15 protein-coding genes are annotated in these 17601 nt (G+C 69.7%); all 15 read right to left on the bottom strand.

What is annotated here, in order from left to right; translation table 11 throughout:
- Positions 1–80: 80 nt before the first annotated feature.
- Positions 81–1640: a PH domain-containing protein gene (locus tag OG936_RS07135; protein ID WP_406493310.1), complete on the bottom strand. Its 1560-nt coding sequence runs from the start codon at positions 1638–1640 to the stop codon at positions 81–83.
- Entirely contained in the window at positions 1637–2140 is a 504-nt protein-coding gene (locus tag OG936_RS07140; RefSeq protein WP_266745526.1) for a PH domain-containing protein, read from the bottom strand. Before OG936_RS07140 ends, OG936_RS07135 begins: the two co-directional genes overlap by 4 nt.
- A gap of 4 nt (positions 2141–2144) precedes the next feature.
- The gene (gene pgi / locus OG936_RS07145) at positions 2145–3797 is read right to left on the bottom strand and encodes a glucose-6-phosphate isomerase (protein WP_406493312.1); all 1653 of its coding nucleotides are present in this window, start codon (positions 3795–3797) and stop codon (positions 2145–2147) included.
- A gap of 152 nt (positions 3798–3949) precedes the next feature.
- Positions 3950–4285, bottom strand: a complete 336-nt coding sequence (locus OG936_RS07150) for an RNA polymerase-binding protein RbpA (protein ID WP_072483070.1) — start codon at positions 4283–4285, stop codon at positions 3950–3952.
- A gap of 109 nt (positions 4286–4394) precedes the next feature.
- On the bottom strand, positions 4395–4631 hold the full coding sequence (gene secG, locus OG936_RS07155) for a preprotein translocase subunit SecG (RefSeq protein ID WP_266736497.1): 237 nt from the start codon (positions 4629–4631) through the stop codon (positions 4395–4397).
- Positions 4632–4745: 114 nt separating this feature from the next.
- Positions 4746–5522, bottom strand: coding sequence for a triose-phosphate isomerase (gene tpiA / locus OG936_RS07160; RefSeq protein ID WP_406493314.1), 777 nt, complete (start codon positions 5520–5522; stop codon positions 4746–4748).
- Between the two features lie 6 nt (positions 5523–5528).
- Entirely contained in the window at positions 5529–6740 is a 1212-nt protein-coding gene (locus OG936_RS07165; protein ID WP_406493315.1) for a phosphoglycerate kinase, read from the bottom strand.
- 109 nt (positions 6741–6849) lie between these two features.
- Entirely contained in the window at positions 6850–7857 is a 1008-nt protein-coding gene (gene gap / locus OG936_RS07170) for a type I glyceraldehyde-3-phosphate dehydrogenase (RefSeq protein WP_266745530.1), read from the bottom strand.
- Positions 7858–8116: 259 nt separating this feature from the next.
- Positions 8117–9106, bottom strand: a complete 990-nt coding sequence (gene whiA / locus OG936_RS07175) for a DNA-binding protein WhiA (RefSeq protein ID WP_266745531.1) — start codon at positions 9104–9106, stop codon at positions 8117–8119.
- Positions 9097–10131 (bottom strand): uridine diphosphate-N-acetylglucosamine-binding protein YvcK, encoded by a 1035-nt coding sequence (yvcK, locus tag OG936_RS07180; RefSeq protein ID WP_406493318.1) that lies wholly within the window; start codon positions 10129–10131, stop codon positions 9097–9099. The genes whiA and yvcK overlap by 10 nt, the downstream gene beginning before the upstream one ends.
- Positions 10128–11105, bottom strand: a complete 978-nt coding sequence (gene rapZ / locus OG936_RS07185; protein ID WP_406493319.1) for an RNase adapter RapZ — start codon at positions 11103–11105, stop codon at positions 10128–10130. Before rapZ ends, yvcK begins: the two co-directional genes overlap by 4 nt.
- Complete coding sequence (gene uvrC, locus OG936_RS07190; protein ID WP_406493321.1) at positions 11102–13357, bottom strand: excinuclease ABC subunit UvrC; 2256 nt, start codon at positions 13355–13357, stop codon at positions 11102–11104. The genes rapZ and uvrC overlap by 4 nt, the downstream gene beginning before the upstream one ends.
- Before the next feature lie 119 nt (positions 13358–13476).
- Positions 13477–13626, bottom strand: coding sequence for a hypothetical protein (locus OG936_RS07195; RefSeq protein ID WP_406493322.1), 150 nt, complete (start codon positions 13624–13626; stop codon positions 13477–13479).
- 92 nt (positions 13627–13718) lie between these two features.
- Positions 13719–14147, bottom strand: a complete 429-nt coding sequence (locus OG936_RS07200) for a Rieske (2Fe-2S) protein (RefSeq protein WP_406493324.1) — start codon at positions 14145–14147, stop codon at positions 13719–13721.
- Positions 14148–14534: 387 nt separating this feature from the next.
- A complete protein-coding gene (gene uvrA / locus OG936_RS07205) occupies positions 14535–17594 on the bottom strand; it encodes an excinuclease ABC subunit UvrA (protein ID WP_406493326.1) in 3060 nt (1019 codons plus the stop codon).
- Positions 17595–17601: the final 7 nt, after the last annotated feature.

A 17601-nucleotide genomic window follows, 5' to 3' on the forward strand; every position in this document is an offset into this window, starting at 1 on the left:
CGCCCCGGATGTCGTGGCGCCGGCCGGCACCGGGGCAGCTGATTCCGCGTCATCGGCGCGGCGCGCGGCCCCTCCAGCGCTCAGCCGGCCGCCGGGGTGCGCTCCAGGAAGGGTTCCAGCAGGCCCGGGACCGCCTGCGAGGCGAAGTCGAGGCCCTCGCTCGCGTCCGCGTCGTACGCCGTGTACGCGCCCGCTCCCGCGGCCGTCGTCGCGGTGAGACTCAGCACGCCTGACCGCCGCTGGAAGTACGTCTGCCGGACCGTCCAGCCGATGACCCCGGCCCGCTCCAGCGCGGCGGTCGAACGCCGGACCGTGCCCGACCGGACCACCAGGTAGTCGCCGCTGAGGCCATGCCCCAGACCGCGGTACGAGTCAAGGGCCACGAACACCCCCAGAGGCAGCCCCACGGCCGCGCAGCCGAGCGCGGTCCAGAGCAGTACGGGGGTCAGCAGCACGCCGAGCACGGCCTGGACGGCCACGGGGACGACGACGGCCCAGAACGCCCGGCGCAGCCGCCGGCCGCGGGCCCCGACGGGGTGCCCGGTCAGCGGGGCACCAGTCGGGGACGTGGTCGCGCGCAGGACGTCGGCGGCCACCGTGTCGGCGACGGGCCGGGGTGCGGCGGGCAGCAGGGTGTTGTGGTCGCCGTGCTGCTCCTCGTCGTCCTTGGCCAGTCCGGTGGTGATCGCGTCGACGCGGGCGGCGCCGAAGAGCCGGATGCCGAACGGTTCGACGAGGTCGACTCCGCGCAGCCGCCGCTCCTCGATGGAGACGGACCGGGAGGTCAGCAGGCCGCGCCGGATGCGAAGGGTGCCACCGGGTTCGCGCTCCAGCCGGTAGCTCCACCACATCTCGACCCACAGCCCGAGAGCGCCGACGACACCGGCCGCCACGGCCGCGACGGCGAGGATCACGATCATGGCCGTCAGCGAGGTGTCGCGGAACCGGTCGCCGACCCAGTCGATCACCTGCCCCTGTGCCCCGAACCAGTCGCTGACCTGCATCACCGCACCGGCCGCCGCGCCGCCGAGTGCGGGGGCCACGAACGAAACCGGTGCGTAACGGATCCAGCGCGGGTCGAGGGCGACGAGTTCGCCCTCGCGATGCGTGCCCGGGGCGCCGGTGGCCGTACGCTCCAGCAGTCCGCGGCGGAGCCGTTCGCCCTCGGCCTTGGGGACCGGATCCAGTTCCAGGGTGGATTCGCCGCCGGAGTGCTCGCCGGTGCCGATACGGACGGTCACCAGGCCGAGGACCCGTTGGAGCGGATGGGCGGTGAGGTCGACGCTGCGGATGCGTTCACGGGCCAGTGAGCGCTTCTTGACCAGGAACAGGCCGGTGTGGAGCTCGACCCGTTCGGCGCCGACGCGGTAGCGGGTGCGGCGCCACCGTACGTAGTCGCCGGCCGCGGCGGAACCGATCAGCAGGAGCGCACCGGCCAGCACCCACGCGACCGCGGGCCCGACGCCGAACCGCCCGGAGAGCCCGAGCGTGGTGGGCACCGCCGCACCGGCCGCCACTCCGACCGTGACGAGTGCGCTGACGAGGACCGTACGCCGGTCCAGCCGCCGCCAGTCGGTGTCGGGGCCGGTGGTGCGGTCGTCGCCCCCGGCGTCCGGGGAGACGACCGCCTCGGCGCTCATGTGGCGTCCCCGGGGGTGTCCTGGGTGATCCGGGTCAGCCGCTCGGCCAGCTCGGCCGCCAGCTCGTGGCCCAGTCCCTCGATCCGGACCGCGCCCTTGGACGACGCGGTGGTCACGGTGACCGTGGCGAGCCGGTAGAGCTGTTCGAGCGGGCCGCGGACGGTGTCCACGGTCTGGATGCGGGACATCGGGGCGATCCGCCACTCCTGTCGCAGGACCCCGGTTCTGACGTACACCGCTTCGTCGGTGACCTCCCAGCGATGGGTGCGGAACCACCAGAGGGGGAAGAGGACGGCGCAGCCGATACCGAGGACCGCGAGGATCGCGGCGGGCAGCAGCAGCCAGAACCGGGCGGGCTCGATGAGCACGCCGAGCACCGCCAGGACGGCCACCGGCGCCGCGGTCAGCAGCAGCCACTGGGCCCGCCACCAGCCGACGGCCCGCGCGTCCAGAGTGTTGCTGGGCGGCCTCAGCCGCACCGTCCGCTCCCCCGTGGTCATCGGCTCAGCGCCCCCTGCGGGCGCGGTATGCCGTAACGAGTGCGGCGGTCGAGCTGTCCAGCTGCTCGCCCCCCTTGCCTTCGGTCAGCACCGGCTCGATCTTCTTGGCCAGGACCTTGCCGAGCTCGACGCCCCACTGGTCGAAGGAGTCGATGTTCCAGATGGCGCCCTGGACGAAGACCTTGTGCTCGTACAGCGCGATCAGCTGGCCGAGGACGGACGGCGTCAGCCGGTCGGCGAGGATCGTCGTCGTCGGGTGGTTGCCCTGGAAGGTCTTGTGCGGCACCAGTTCCTCGGCGACGCCCTCGGCGCGGACCTCGTCCGGCGTCTTGCCGAAGGCCAGCGCCTGGGTCTGGGCGAAGAAGTTGGCCATCAGCAGGTCGTGCTGGGCGACGAGACCGGGCAGCAGGTCGGCGACGGGCTCGGCAAAGCCGATGAAGTCGGCCGGGATGACCTTGGTGCCCTGGTGGATCAGCTGGTAATAGGCGTGCTGCCCGTTGGTGCCGGGGGTGCCCCAGACGACCGGTCCGGTCTGCCAGTCGACCGGATTGCCGTCCCGGTCCACGGACTTGCCGTTGGACTCCATGTCCAGCTGCTGCAAGTACGCGGTGAACTTGGACAGGTAGTGGCTGTACGGCAGCACGGCATGCGACTGGGCGTCGAAGAAGGCGCCGTACCAAACGCCCAACAGGCCCAGCAGCAGCGGGACGTTGTCCTCGGCGGGAGCGGTGCGGAAGTGTTCGTCGACGAGGTGGAAGCCGTCGAGCATCTCGCGGAACCGGTCCGGGCCGACGGCGATCATCAGCGAGAGGCCGATGGCGGAGTCGTAGGAGTAGCGGCCGCCGACCCAGTCCCAGAACTCGAACATGTTGGCGGTGTCGATGCCGAAGTCAACGACCTTCTCGGCGTTGGTGGACAGCGCCACGAAGTGCTTGGCAACCGCGTCCTGACCGGCCCTCAGACCGGTCAGGAGCCAGTTGCGGGCGGAGGTGGCGTTGGTGATGGTCTCGATCGTGGTGAAGGTCTTCGACGCGATGACGAAGAGCGTCTCGGCCGGATCGAGATCGCGCACGGCCTCGTGGAGGTCGGCGCCGTCGACGTTCGACACGAAGCGAACGGTGAGCGAGCGGTCCGTGAAGGAGCGCAGCACCTCGTACGCCATGGCGGGGCCGAGGTCGGAGCCGCCGATGCCGATGTTGACGATGTTCTTGATGCGCTTACCGGTATGACCGGTCCACTCCCCCGACCTGATGCGGTCGGAGAAGGCCGCCATCCTGTCGAGCACGGCGTGCACGGCCGGCACCACGTTCTCGCCGTCGACCTCGATCACCGCATCACGCGAGGCGCGCAGCGCAGTGTGCAGGACGGCGCGGCCCTCGGTGGTGTTGATCTTCTCCCCGCGGAACATCGCGTCCCGCAGCTCCGCCACCCCGGTGGCCTCTGCGAGCTCACGCAGCAGCCGGAGCGTCTCGTCGGTGACCAGGTGCTTGGAGTAGTCGACGTACAGATCGCCGACCCGGAGCGTGTATCCGGTGCCGCGCTCCGGATCGTCTGCGAAGAGCTGCCGCAGATGGGTGGTCCCGAACTGCTCGCGGTGCTTGCCCAGAGCGGTCCACTCGGGCGTCTGGTTGAGCCTGGTTCGGCTTGGTGTATTCATCCCGGATATCAGCCCACTTCTTCTCGTGCCTGCAAGCCCCGCTGCCCTTCCAACCTAATTGATCAGAAGGGCGGACGAGACGACGGCAAGCTGCGGCACGACGAAAGCGCTCCGGCCGGGCACCTGTGAGGTGCCCGGCCGGTGAACAACAACTAGATCTCGCCCCGGAGTTTCGCCAGGGCCTCGGCGAGGATGGCCTCGCCGTCCGCATCGCTGCGCCGCTCGCGTACGTACGCGAGGTGCGTCTTGTACGGCTCGGTGCGCGGCGGGTCCGGCGGGCTGTCCCGGTCCTGGCCGGCCGGGAAACCACAGCGCGGGCAGTCCCAGGTCTCCGGTACCTGCGCGTCACTGGCGAAGCTCGGCTGCGTCTCGTGCCCGTTCGAGCACCAGAAGGAGATGCGGAGGCGTGGTGCGGACTCGCCCCGCTCGGCCTCCCCCATCGGCCCCGCTCCGACCCGGCTTCCCCGAATCGCGTTGCCACTTGCCACGGTCGTAACTCCCTGCGTGATGGTGCTCGAAGATGCCCCAGTCTACGTAAGGCCCAACGCGCGTCCAGTGAAAGGAGTTACACCCTCACCGGGAATCGCCTACGACGGGTCAGTTGTCCAGCTTGATCAGCAGACCAAGCACAACAATGCACGCGAACCAGGCCAGGCCGACGAAGACCGTGATCCGGTCGAGGTTCCGCTCGGCGACCGAGGAGCCGCCCACGGACGACTGCATACCGCCACCGAACATGTCGGAAAGGCCGCCGCCCTTGCCTTTGTGCATCAGCACCAGCAGCATCAGCAGCAGGCTGAAGACGATCAGGGCGATCTCGAACGCCAAAATCACGGCTGGTCCCTACTTTCCGGAATTCTCTGGACTGCATGTGCGAACAGCGGAGGCCGGGAGGCTACACCCTCCTCGGCCCCCGCTAGGGTACGACGGATCCGCGCTACCGCATACTCACTGGTCGCGGAAGCGGACGATCTTGACGAACTCGTCGGCGTCCAGTGCGGCGCCGCCGATCAGCGCGCCGTCCACGTCGGGCTTCGACATGATCTCGGCGACGTTCCCGGACTTCACGGAGCCGCCGTACTGGATACGGACCGCGTCGGCCAGGTCCTGGGAGTACAGCTCGGCGAGTCGGCTGCGGATCGCCCCGCAGACCTCCTGGGCGTCGTCGGCGCCGCAGACCTTGCCGGTCCCGATCGCCCAGACCGGCTCGTACGCGATCACGATCGACTCGGCCAGCTCGGCGGGAACGTCCTTGAGACCGCCGTCGACCTGCGCAAGCGTGTGCGCGACATGGTTGCCCGCCTCGCGGACCTCCAGCTCCTCGCCGACACAGAGGATCGGGGTCAGGCCGTGCTTGAAGGCGGCCTTCACCTTGGCGTTGCAGAGCTCGTCGGTCTCGCCGTGGTACTGGCGGCGCTCGCTGTGGCCGACGGCGACATAGGTGCACTTCAGCTTGGCGAGCATCGGGCCGGAGATCTCACCGGTGTACGCGCCGGAGTCGTGCGCCGAGATGTCCTGGGCGCCGTACTTGATCTTCAGCTTGTCGCCTTCGATCAGCGTCTGCACGGAGCGCAGATCGGTGAAGGGCGCCAGGACGGCGACCTCTACGGCGTCGTAGTCCTTGTCGGTCAGCGCGAAGCCGAGCTTCTGGGTGTGTGCGATGGCCTCGAGGTGGTTGAGGTTCATCTTCCAGTTGCCCGCCATCAGCGGGGTACGGGTGGTCATGAAAGGTCAGTCCTCCAGTGCGGCCAGGCCGGGAAGCGTCTTGCCCTCGAGGTATTCGAGGCTGGCGCCGCCACCGGTCGAGATGTGTCCGAATGCGTTCTCGTCGAAGCCCAGGATGCGGACGGCAGCGGCGGAATCGCCACCGCCGACCACACTGAAGCCCGAGGAGTTCACGAGGGCCTGGGCGACGGCCCGGGTGCCCTCGGTATAATCAGGGTGCTCGAAGACGCCCATCGGGCCGTTCCAGAAGACGGTAACGGCGTCTGCGAGCTTCGAGGCGTACAGCTTGTTGGTCTCGGGGCCGTTGTCCAGGCCCATGAAACCGGCGGGGATCGCGTCCGCGGGCACGGTGCGGTGCTCGGTCGGCGCCTTGGTCCTGAGGTCCGGGAACTGCTCGGAGACCACGACGTCGACGGGGAGCACGAACTCCACGCCCTTCGCCTCGGCGCGCTCGAGGTACTCCAGCACCGCCGGGATCTGGTCCTCCTGGAGGAGGGAGCTGCCGACCTCGTGGCCCTGGGCCTTGAGGAAGGTGTACGCCATGCCGCCGCCGATGAGGATGCGGTCGGCGCGCTCCAGCAGGTGGTCGATCACGCCGAGCTTGTCGGAGACCTTCGAGCCGCCGAGCACGACGGCGTACGGGCGCTCGACGTTCTCGGTGAGCTTCTTCAGGACGCCGACCTCGGTGGCGATCAGGTCGCCGGCGGCGTGCGGCAGCCGGGCCGGGAGGTCGAACACCGAGGCGTGCTTACGGTGTACGGCTCCGAAGCCGTCGCCCACGTACACATCGGCGAGTTCGGCGAGCCGGTCGGCGAACGCGCCGCGCTCGGCGTCGTCCTTCGACGTCTCACCGGGATTGAAGCGGAGATTCTCGATGACGGCGACCTTGCCGTCGGTGAGCGCGGCGACCGTGGCGCGGGCGGACTCGCCGACGGTATCGGTCGCGAACGCCACGTCCGCGCCGATGAGTTCACCGAGCCGGGCGGCGGCGGGTGCCAGGGAGAAGGCGGGGTCCGGGGCGCCCTTGGGGCGGCCCAGGTGCGAGGCGACGATGACCCGCGCACCGGCCGCGGCGAGCTTCTCCACGGTCGGCCGGACGGCGCGGATGCGGCCGTCGTCGGTGATGGTGGTGCCGCTCAGCGGCACGTTGAGGTCGGCGCGGACGAATACGCGCTTGCCGGTGACCCCTTCGGCGAGAAGTTCGTCGATCGTCTTCATCTTGCTGGACTCCTTGAGAGGACGAGAGGGCATGCAACGGGGCTCGAACGGCGCCCCGTTGCGCCTATCGAGCCCCGTGCTCACTTCGAGGTGCCTGCCGATCCGACGGTCAGAGCTGGCTGCCGACGAACACGGTCAGGTCGACGAGGCGGTTGGAGTAGCCCCACTCGTTGTCGTACCAGCCGATGACCTTGACCTGCGTGCCCTCTGCCATGGTCAGCAGGGAGTCGAAGGTGCAGGATGCCGGGTCCGAGACGATGTCCGAGGACACGATCGGGTCCTGGGTGTAGGCCAGCTTGCCCTTGAGCGGGCCTTCCTCGGCGGCCTTCTGGAACGCGGCGTTGACCTCGTCGCGGGTCACCTCGCGCTCCAGCGTGATGACCAGGTCGGTGACCGAACCGGTCGGGACCGGGACGCGCATCGCCATGCCGTCGAGCTTGCCCTTGAGCTGCGGGAGCACCAGAGCGGTGGCCTTGGCGGCGCCCGTCGTGGTCGGGATGATGTTCTCCGCCGCGGCGCGGGCGCGACGCAGGTCGGAGTGCGGGAAGTCCAGGATGCGCTGGTCGTTCGTGTACGCGTGAACCGTCGTCATGAGGCCCTTGACGATGCCGAAGTTCTCATCGAGAACCTTGGCCATCGGCGCGACACAGTTGGTGGTGCAGGAGGCGTTGGAGATGACGTGGTGGCTGGCCGCGTCGTACTTGTCCTCGTTGACACCCATCACGATCGTGATGTCCTCGTTCTTGGCCGGGGCCGAGATGAGGACCTTCTTGGCGCCACCCGCGATGTGCTTCTCGGCGTCGGCCTTCTTGGTGAAGATGCCGGTCGACTCGATGACGATGTCGACGCCCAGCTCACCCCAGGGGATGTCGGCCGGGTTGCGCTCGGAGAGCACCTTGATGGTGTGCCCGTCGACGGTGATGCTGTCGGCGGTGTGACTGACCTCGGCCTTGAGACGGCCCAGGATCGTGTCGTACTTCAGAAGGTGTGCCGTGGTCGCGGTGTCACCCAGGTCGTTGACAGCCACGATCTCGATGTCCGCACCCTGCTCCAGCAGCGCGCGGAAGTAGTTACGACCGATGCGGCCAAAGCCGTTGATGCCTACGCGGATCGTCACGAACCGATCTCCTCGTTAGGTACGCGGGGTTACCCCCGGCGAGTTGTATGAGATGTCCCCGACCGCCTCCGACCCTACCTCTCCGATGGCCCCGGAGTGACATCGAGCGGGGCCGTACGAAGCGCCGAGGCCCGTACTCCGCGGCAGGAGTACGGGCCTCCGGATGCCCGGCCGTACACGCAGTGGCGATTACGGAGAGTCAACACCCTCGAGACGGCCATGCGTTCTGGATTAGGCCGATTTCATGGCCTTTCGCGGGTCACCCCACCAGGCCGTCCGCGAGCTCCTCGCTGAGGGTGGATTCCGTACCCGGGATGCCCAGGTCCTGGGCCCGCTTGTCGGCCATCGCCAGCAGCCGGCGGATCCGGCCGGCGACCGCGTCCTTGGTCAGCGGCGGTTCGGCAAGCGCGCCCAGCTCCTCCAGGGACGCCTGCTTGTGCTCCATGCGCAGCCGCCCGGCGGCCGCGAGGTGCTCGGGCACCTCCTCGCCCAGGATCTCCAGCGCACGCCCCACCCGGGCGCCCGCGGCGACCGCGGCCCGCGCGGAACGGCGCAGGTTGGCGTCGTCGAAATTGGCGAGCCGGTTGGCGGTGGCGCGGACCTCGCGCCGCATCCGCCGCTCCTCCCAGGCCAGCACCGACTCGTGGGCGCCGAGCCGGGTGAGCAGGGCGCCGATCGCGTCGCCGTCACGGACGACGACCCGGTCCACGCCGCGCACCTCGCGGGCCTTCGCCGCGATGGACAGCCTGCGGGCCGCGCCGACCAGCGCGAGCGCCGCCTCCGGGCCCGGGCAGGTCACCTCCAGCGAGGAGGAGCGGCCCGGCTCGGTGAGCGAGCCATGGGCCAGGAAGGCTCCGCGCCAGGCGGCCTCGGCATCGCAGGTGGCCCCCGAGACCACTTGCGGGGGCAGGCCGCGGATCGGCCGGCCACGGCCGTCCACCAGTCCGGTCTGGCGGGCCAGTTGGTCGCCGCCCGCCACCACCCGTACGACATAGCGGGAGCCGCGCCGCAGCCCGCCGGGAGCCATCACGATCAGCTCCGAGCTGTGCCCGAAGATCTCCAGGATGTCCCGCTTCAGCCGGCGCGCCGCCATCGCGGTGTCCAGCTCCGCCTCGATCACAATCCGGCCGCTCACCAGGTGCAGCCCACCTGCGAACCGAAGAATCGCCGAGACTTCTGCCTTCCTGCAGCAGGTCCGGGTCACGGGAAGCCGAGAGATTTCGTCCTTCACCGCGGGCGTCATCGCCATGGGCCGATCCTTCCATGCATCCGAAAAATACGGTCGTACGCGGCGGCCAACAGCTCCGGGTCATGAATCGGAACGCCGTCGGGTGAGGCCACCGGCGCCAGCTCGACCGCGGCACCGAGCCGCTTGGCGGCGTCGGCGAGGGACTCACGATCGGGCACGGCGGCTTCGTCGGCCAGCACCACGTCCATGGCGAGTTTAGGGGCGTGTCGTCCCAAAACCTCCAAATGACGCTGCGGGGAGAAGCCATCAGTTTCACCGGGTTGCGGTGCGAGGTTGAGCGAGAGGACCTTGCGGGCCCTGGTCTCGACGAGCGCGTCGAGCAGTTCCGGTACGAGCAGGTGCGGGATCACGGAGGAGAACCAGGACCCCGGGCCGAGCACCACCCAGTCGGCGTCCAGGACGGCGGCGACGGCCTCGGGGACGGCCGGCGGGTCGTGCGGGACGACGTGGACGGACTGCACCTCGCCCGGGGTGAGCGCCACGGTGGCCTGGCCACGGACCGTATCCACGTCGTCGGGGCGGGCCGGGTCGTGTCCCCGTACGAGCGCCTGGAGCTCCAGTGGCACGGCGGACATGGGCAGCACCCGGCCGTGCGCCCCGAGGAGCTTGCCGACCAGGTCCAGGGCCTGGACGTGGTCGCCGAGCTGCTCCCACAGGGCGACGATCAGCAGGTTGCCGACCGCGTGCTCGTGCAGGTCGCCCTGGGACTGGAAGCGGTGCTGGATGACCTGGGCCCAGGTCTGGCCCCAGTCGTCGTCACCGCACAGGGCGGCGAGCGCCTTGCGGAGGTCGCCGGGCGGCAGGACGCCGAGCTCCTCCCGGAGCCGGCCGCTGGAGCCGCCGTCGTCGGCGACCGTGACCACGGCCGTGAGGTCGCCGGTGATCCGGCGGAGCGCCGCGAGCGACGCGGACAGGCCCATGCCACCGCCGAGGGCGACGACTTTGGGCTGCGCGCCGCGCTTGCGGGCGGACAGTGCAGAGGTGGCTCTGCGCAGCCTCCGCAGGCGCAGATTACGACTGGTCACTCGCGCCCCATGTCCCGGTGGACGAGTACGGTCTCGATGCCTTCGGTCGCGAGCCGGGCCGCGAGCTTCTCGGACATGGCGACCGAGCGGTGCTTGCCGCCCGTGCAGCCGACGGCGATCGTCACGTAGCGCTTGCCCTCGCGGCGGTACCCGGCGGCGATGAGCTGGAGCAGTTCCGTGTACTGGTTGAGGAATTCCTTGGCGCCGGGCTGGTCGAAGACGTATTCGGAGACCTCGGCGTTGAGCCCGGTGAACGGGCGCAGCTCGGGGACCCAGTGCGGGTTGGGCAGGAAGCGGCAGTCGACCACCAGGTCGGCGTCGACCGGCAGGCCGTACTTGAAGCCGAACGACATGACCGTGGCGCGCAGCTCCGGCTCCTCGTCGCCGGCGAACTGGGCGTCCATCTTGGCGCGCAGTTCGTGCACGTTGAGACTGGAGGTGTCGATCACCAGGTCGGCGTCGCCGCGCAGCTCGCGCAGCAGGTCGCGCTCGGCGGCGATGCCGTCGACGATCCGGCCGTCGCCCTGGAGGGGGTGCGGGCGGCGGACCGACTCGAAGCGGCGGACCAGGGCGTCGTCGGAGGACTCCAGAAAAACGATCCGCCGGGTGACGTGCTTGGTCTCCAGGTCGGCGAGGGAATCGCGGAGGTTGTCGAAGAAGCGGCGGCCGCGCACGTCGACGACGACGGCGATCCGGGCCACGTTGCCCTGCGAGCGGGCGCCGAGCTCGACCATGGTGGGGATCAGGGCGGGCGGCAGGTTGTCCACGACGAACCAGCCGAGGTCCTCCAGACACTTGGCCGCGGTGCTGCGTCCCGCGCCCGACATCCCGGAGATGATCACCAGCTCGGGGATGGCCCCGGCCCCGTCGCCCGGGTCGATCGTGGTGCCGGTACTCACGTGTCCTGCTCCGTCTGCTCGGTCGGTGCTGTCGTGCTCGACTTCGTGTTCGTGTTCGTGCTCGTGCTCAGTCATGTCGTCCTGCCCCCGTCGTCTTCACCAATGATCTCTCCTGTCGCCGTGTTCACGGCGGGCGTGGCCGGGGCGGCCGAGGCCAGGGCGATGGCCACTGATTCCGCCGTTCTGCGGCCTATCCCCGGCACCTCGCAAATCTCGTCGATTGTCGCCTGCTTCAGCTTCTTCACGGAGCCGAAATGCTTGATCAACGCCTGTTTCCGGGTCTCGCCGAGGCCGACGACGGCATCCAGGGGGCTGGAACGGATGCGCTTGGCCCGTTTGGCGCGCTGGTACGTGATCGCGAAGCGGTGGGCCTCGTCGCGGACGCGCTGGAGGAGGTAGAGACCTTCGCTGGAGCGGGGCAGGACGACGGGGTCGTCGTCATCGGGCAGCCAGACCTCTTCGAGGCGCTTGGCGAGGCCGCAGACGGCGATGTCGTCGATCCCGAGCTCGTCGAGGGCGCGTTTGGCCGCGGCGACCTGCGGCTGGCCGCCGTCGACCACGACGAGCTGCGGCGGATAGGCGAACCGCTTGGGACGACCGTCGTCTTCACGGGGCTCGGCGTCCGGATCGGGAGTGTTGTCCACCGGACCAGGGGTGGTGTCCATCAGTTCGGGAGTGGTACCCACCGGATCGGGGGTGGTGCCCACCGGATCGGGGGTAGTGCCCACCGGATCGGGGGTAGTGCCCACCGGATCGGGGGTAGTGCCCACCGGATCGGGGGTAGTGCCCACCGGATCGGGGGTGGTGCCCACCGGTTCGTGGGTGGCGTCCGGGCCGGCGGCCGGGTCGGCCGGGGCCGTAGAGGCGGTGTGCGGTGCCGGGGCGGGGCCGCTCGGGGCGGGGGTCTCCTCCCACTCCCCCGTGCGTTCCTTCTCCTGGAGATACCGCTTGAAGCGGCGGCCGATCACCTCGTGCATCGACCGGACGTCGTCCTGGCCCTCGAAGCCCTTGATCTGGAAGCGGCGGTACTCGCTCTTGCGGGCGAGACCGTCCTCGAAGACGACCATGGACGCGACCACGTCGTCGCCCTGGAGATGGGAGATGTCGAAGCACTCGATGCGCAGCGGAGCCGTGTCGAGGCCGAGTGCCTCGGCGATCTCCTCCAAGGCCCGGGAGCGGGTCGTCAGGTCGGAGGCGCGTTTGGTCTTGTGCAGCCCCAGGGCCTGCTGTGCGTTGCGCTGGACCGTCGTCATCAGGTCCTTCTTGTCGCCGCGCTGCGGGATGCGCAGGCTGACCTGGGAACCCCGGCGGTCGGCGAGCCACTGGGAGATCGCGTCGGGATGCTCGGGGAGGGCCGGGACGAGGACCTCCTTGGGGACGGAGTCGCCCGTCTCCTCTCCGTACAGCTGTTGCAGGGCGTGCTCGACCAGGCCCGAGGTGTCGACGTTCTCGACCTTGTCGGTGACCCAGCCGCGCTGGCCGCGCACCCGGCCGCCGCGCACATGGAAGATCTGGACGGCGGCTTCGAGCTCGTCCTCGGCGACCGCTATCAGGTCGGCGTCGGTGGCGTCGGCGAGGACGACGGCGCTCTTCTCCATGGCCCGCTTGAGGGCCTCCACGTCGTCACGGAGGCGGGCCGCCCGCTCGTACTCCATCTCTTCGGCCGCCGCCATCATGTCCTTCTCCAGGCGGCGGATGTACGTGCCGGTGCGGCCGGCCATGAAGTCGCAGAAGTCGACCGCCAGTTCGCGGTGTTCCTCGGGGGTGACCCGGCCGACGCAGGGGGCCGAGCACTTGCCGATGTAGCCGAGGAGGCACGGGCGGCCGGTCCTGGCGGCGTTCTTGAAGACTCCGGCGGAGCACGTACGCACCGGAAAGACCCGGAGCATCAGGTCGACCGTCTCGCGGATCGCCCAGGCGTGCCCGTACGGACCGAAGTAGCGCACGCCCTTCTTCTTGGCTCCGCGCATGACCTGGACGCGCGGGAATTCCTCGTTGAGCGTGACCGCGAGGTACGGATAGCTCTTGTCGTCGCGGTACTTGACGTTGAACCGGGGGTCGAACTCCTTGATCCAGGAGTACTCCAGCTGAAGCGCCTCGACCTCCGTGGAGACGACGGTCCACTCCACCGAGGCGGCCGTGGTGACCATCGTGCGCGTACGCGGGTGGAGAGCGGCCAGGTCCTGGAAGTAATTGGCCAGGCGCTGGCGCAGGTTCTTGGCCTTTCCGACGTAGATCACCCGGCGGTGTTCGTCGCGGAATTTGTAGACCCCCGGGGAGTCGGGGATCTGTCCCGGCTTGGGGCGGTAGCTGGAGGGGTCTGCCATGTGTCCCACCCTACTTGCGGGCAGTGACAGCGCGGCCTGCCCGGCCGTGGTGCCGTTCTCCGGGGCGCGGGTTGAGGGAGCGCGCCCCCGAGTACGGGGCAGGGGGGTGCCGTCGCCGGTCACGGCGTTTCCCGGTGGCGGCGGTTGCGCAGCGCGGTGACGCCGCCGAGGACGAGCACGGCGAGGGCGCCCGCTCCGGCGGCGAACGTCAGGTCCCGGCGGGCGAGCCGCGCGGCGCCCGTACGGATCTCACGCTCACCGGCCGCCACCGGACCGTGCACCTGGTGGAGCAGGGGTACGGTCCGGTGGCGGCATCGGCCGGGAGTGATCGGCCGGGAGCGAATCCGCCCTCCGCGCGCCGTCAGGCGTCGGGGCCCGCGACGAGCTTTCCTCCCTCGATCCGGACCGGGACGGACGGCAGCGGCGCGGTCGCCGGGCCGTACGTCGCCTGGCCGGTCGTCGTGTCGAAGCGGCTGCCGTGGCAGGGGCAGTTCCCGACGTTGTCCTCGACCTTGTCCAGCAGGCAGCCCGCGTGGGTGCACTGGGCGCTGAACGCCTTGTACTGGCCCTTGGCCGGGCAGCTGACGACGACCCGCTGTTCGCGGTAGAGCTTGGATCCGCCGACCGGAACCTCTTCCGGCACACCGAGTTCGACGGGGGCGGTCGGCGTCGGCGTCTGGGCGTGGCCGAGCTTCGACTCGGTCGAGCAGGCGGCCACTCCCAGCCCGGCGGCGCCGGCGAGAGCGGCGCCCTTCAGCACGGTACGGCGGGCGGCGGGCTGGCCGGGCATGCGGTCTCCACTGGTCAGAGGGGGCAGGGTGCAGAGGATTACCGGTCGGCTGGGGCACCACGCGGACCAGAGGTACCGCCGGTATCAGAGCCATCGGTGACAGAACCGACGATACCGGCGGAGATCAGGGACCCGACGGCCGGGCTGCCCAAGGCCCGTTCTGCCTGCTCAGGGGGGCGGGCGGCCGGATCAAGGCGTGTGGGCGTTCGGGGGCACGGGGTGTACGGGTGGCGCGGCCGGCAAGCGCCCGGCGCACAGGCTGAGCACCGGGAGCTGCGGTGAGGGGCAGGGCTCGTACCGGCCGAAGGTCCCCCGTACCGACAGAGGTGGTGGCCCCCGGGGGCCACCACCTGAACACGCGGGCCGTCATGCCTTGCGCGCGGGCGATCAGGCCTTGCGCGTGCGGGTCGCCTTCTTCACCGCGGGCTTCTTCGCGGCGGCCGTCCTGTCGGTCCTGGCCGTGGCCGACTTGGCGGCCTGGCCCGCGCTCGTCCTGGCCGTGGCCGTCTTCCTGGCCGGGGTCGACTTCGCGGCGACCGCCTTCTTCGCGACCACCTTCCGCGCCGGCTTGCGGGCCGCCGGCACCGCGGCTTCGCTCACCCGGTCCGGGTCGAGGATGCCCTGGAGGAACTTGCCGGTGTGGCTGGCCGGAACTCCGGCGACATGCTCCGGGGTCCCCTCGGCAACGACGAGACCGCCGCCGTTGCCCCCTTCGGGCCCCATGTCGATGACCCAGTCCGCGGTCTTGATCACGTCGAGGTTGTGCTCGATGACGATCACCGAGTTGCCCTTGTCGACCAGCCCGGAGAGCACCTTGATGAGCTTGCTGATGTCCTCGAAGTGCAGACCCGTGGTCGGCTCGTCCAGGACGTAGACCGTCCGGCCGGTGGAGCGCTTCTGGAGCTCGCTCGCGAGCTTCACACGCTGCGCCTCGCCGCCGGAGAGCGTCGGCGCGGACTGGCCGAGCCTGACGTAACCGAGGCCGACCTCGTGGAGCGTACGGAGGTGGCGGGCGATCGTCGGGACGGCCTCGAAGAACTCCAGGCCCTCCTCGATCGGCATGTCCAGCACCTCGGCGATGGACTTGCCCTTGTAGTGGACCTCCAGGGTCTCCCGGTTGTAGCGCGCTCCGTGGCAGACCTCGCACGGGACGTACACATCAGGCAGGAAGTTCATCTCGATCTTGATCGTGCCGTCGCCGGAGCAGTTCTCGCAGCGGCCGCCCTTGACGTTGAAGGAGAAGCGGCCCGGCAGATAGCCGCGCACCTTCGCCTCCATCGTCTCGGCGAACAGCTTGCGGACGTGGTCGAAGACGCCGGTGTACGTGGCCGGGTTGGACCGGGGCGTACGGCCGATGGGCGACTGGTCGACGTGCACCACCTTGTCGACCTGGTCGTCGCCGTCGACCCGGGTGTGCCGGCCGGGAACCGACTTGGCGCCGTTCAGCTCGCGTGCCAGGTGGGTGTAGAGGATGTCGTTGACCAGCGTCGACTTTCCGGAACCCGAGACGCCCGTGACGGCCGTGAGCACGCCGAGCGGGAAGGAGATGTCGATGTCCTGGAGGTTGTTCTCCCGGGCACCGTGCACCGTGAGGGTGCGCGTCGGGTCGACGGGGCGCCGGATGTCAGGCATCACGATCGACTTCTGGCCGGTCAGGTACTGGCCGGTGATCGACTCGTCGTTGCCCAGCAGCTCCTGGAGCGATCCGGAGTGGACCACCTTGCCGCCGTGCTCACCGGCGCCGGGGCCGATGTCGACGACCCAGTCGGCGACCTTGATGGTGTCCTCGTCGTGCTCGACGACGATGAGCGTGTTGCCCATGTCACGGAGTCGGACCAGGGTCTCGATCAGCCGGTGGTTGTCCCGCTGGTGCAGGCCGATGGACGGCTCGTCCAGCACGTACAGCACGCCGACCAGGCCGGAACCGATCTGGGTGGCCAGCCGGATGCGCTGGGCCTCGCCGCCGGACAGGGTGCCCGCCGCGCGGTTGAGCGAGAGGTAGTCGAGGCCGACGTCGACCAGGAACCTCAGCCGCTCGTTGACCTCCTTCAGCACCCGTTCGGCGATCTTCTTGTCGCGCGCGTTCAGCTTCATCCGGCCGAGGAACTCGGCGCACTCGCTGATCGACATCGCGGAGACCTCGGCGATGGACTTCTCCATCACCGTGACCGCGAGGACGATCGGCTTGAGCCTGGTGCCCTCACAGGTCGGGCAGGGCACCTCGCGCATGTAGCCCTCGAAGCGCTCCCGACTGGAGTCGCTCTCGGCCTCGGAGTGCCGCCGCTTGACAAACTGCACCGCCCCCTCGAAGGCGGGCGTGGTGTAGGCGCGCTCGCGCCCGTACCGGTTGCGGTAGCGGACCTCGGTCTGGATCTTGTGGCCGAAGAGAAGGGCCTTCTTGGCGCGCTGCGGCAGCCCGGCCCACGGGATGTCCGTACGGAACCCGAGGGCTTCGGCAAGGGCGCCGATCAGCCGGCCGAAGTACTCCTTGGTGTGGCCGTGCGACCAGGGGTGGATCGCGCCCCCGTCGAGCGACCTGTCCTCGTCGGGGACGATCAGCTCGGGGTCGACCTCCATGCGCGTACCGATGCCCGTGCAGTCGGGGCAGGCGCCGAAGGGCGAGTTGAAGGAGAAGGAGCGCGGCTCCAGCTCCTCGAAGGAGAGGTCGTCGTACGGGCAGTAGAGGTGCTCGGAGTACATCCGCTCACGCTCGGGGTCGTCCTCGGGGAGGTCGACGAAGTCGAGCACGACCATGCCGCCGGAGAGCCCGAGCGCGGTCTCGACCGAGTCGGTCAGCCGGCGCTTGGCGCTGTCCTTCACCGTGAGCCGGTCGATGACCACCTCGATGGTGTGCTTCTCCTGCTTCTTCAGCTTGGGCGGCTCGGAGAGCTGGATGGTCTCGCCGTCGACCCGGGCCCTGCTGTACCCCTTGGTCTGCAGATCGGCGAAGAGGTCGACGAACTCGCCCTTGCGCTCGCGCACCAGCGGCGAGAGCACCTGGAAACGGCTGCCCTCGGGCAGGCCGAGCACCTTGTCGACGATGGCCTGCGGCGACTGGCGCGAGATGGGCCGGCCGCACTCCGGGCAATGCGGCTTGCCGATCCGGGCGAAGAGCAGCCGGAGGTAGTCGTAGACCTCGGTGATGGTGCCGACCGTCGAGCGCGGGTTGCGCGAGGTCGACTTCTGGTCGATGGAGACGGCGGGCGAGAGGCCCTCGATGAAATCGACATCCGGCTTGTCCATCTGGCCGAGGAACTGGCGGGCGTACGAGGAGAGGGACTCCACGTAGCGTCGCTGGCCCTCGGCGAAAATCGTGTCGAACGCGAGAGACGACTTTCCCGACCCGGAAAGCCCGGTGAAGACGATGAGGGAGTCGCGGGGGAGGTCGAGCGAGACGTTCTTGAGGTTGTGCTCGCGAGCGCCACGGACGATGAGACGGTCGGCCACGCCGGTC

Source organism: Streptomyces sp. NBC_00846 (genome assembly GCF_045207325.1).
Classification (GTDB): Bacteria; Actinomycetota; Actinomycetes; order Streptomycetales; family Streptomycetaceae; genus Streptomyces.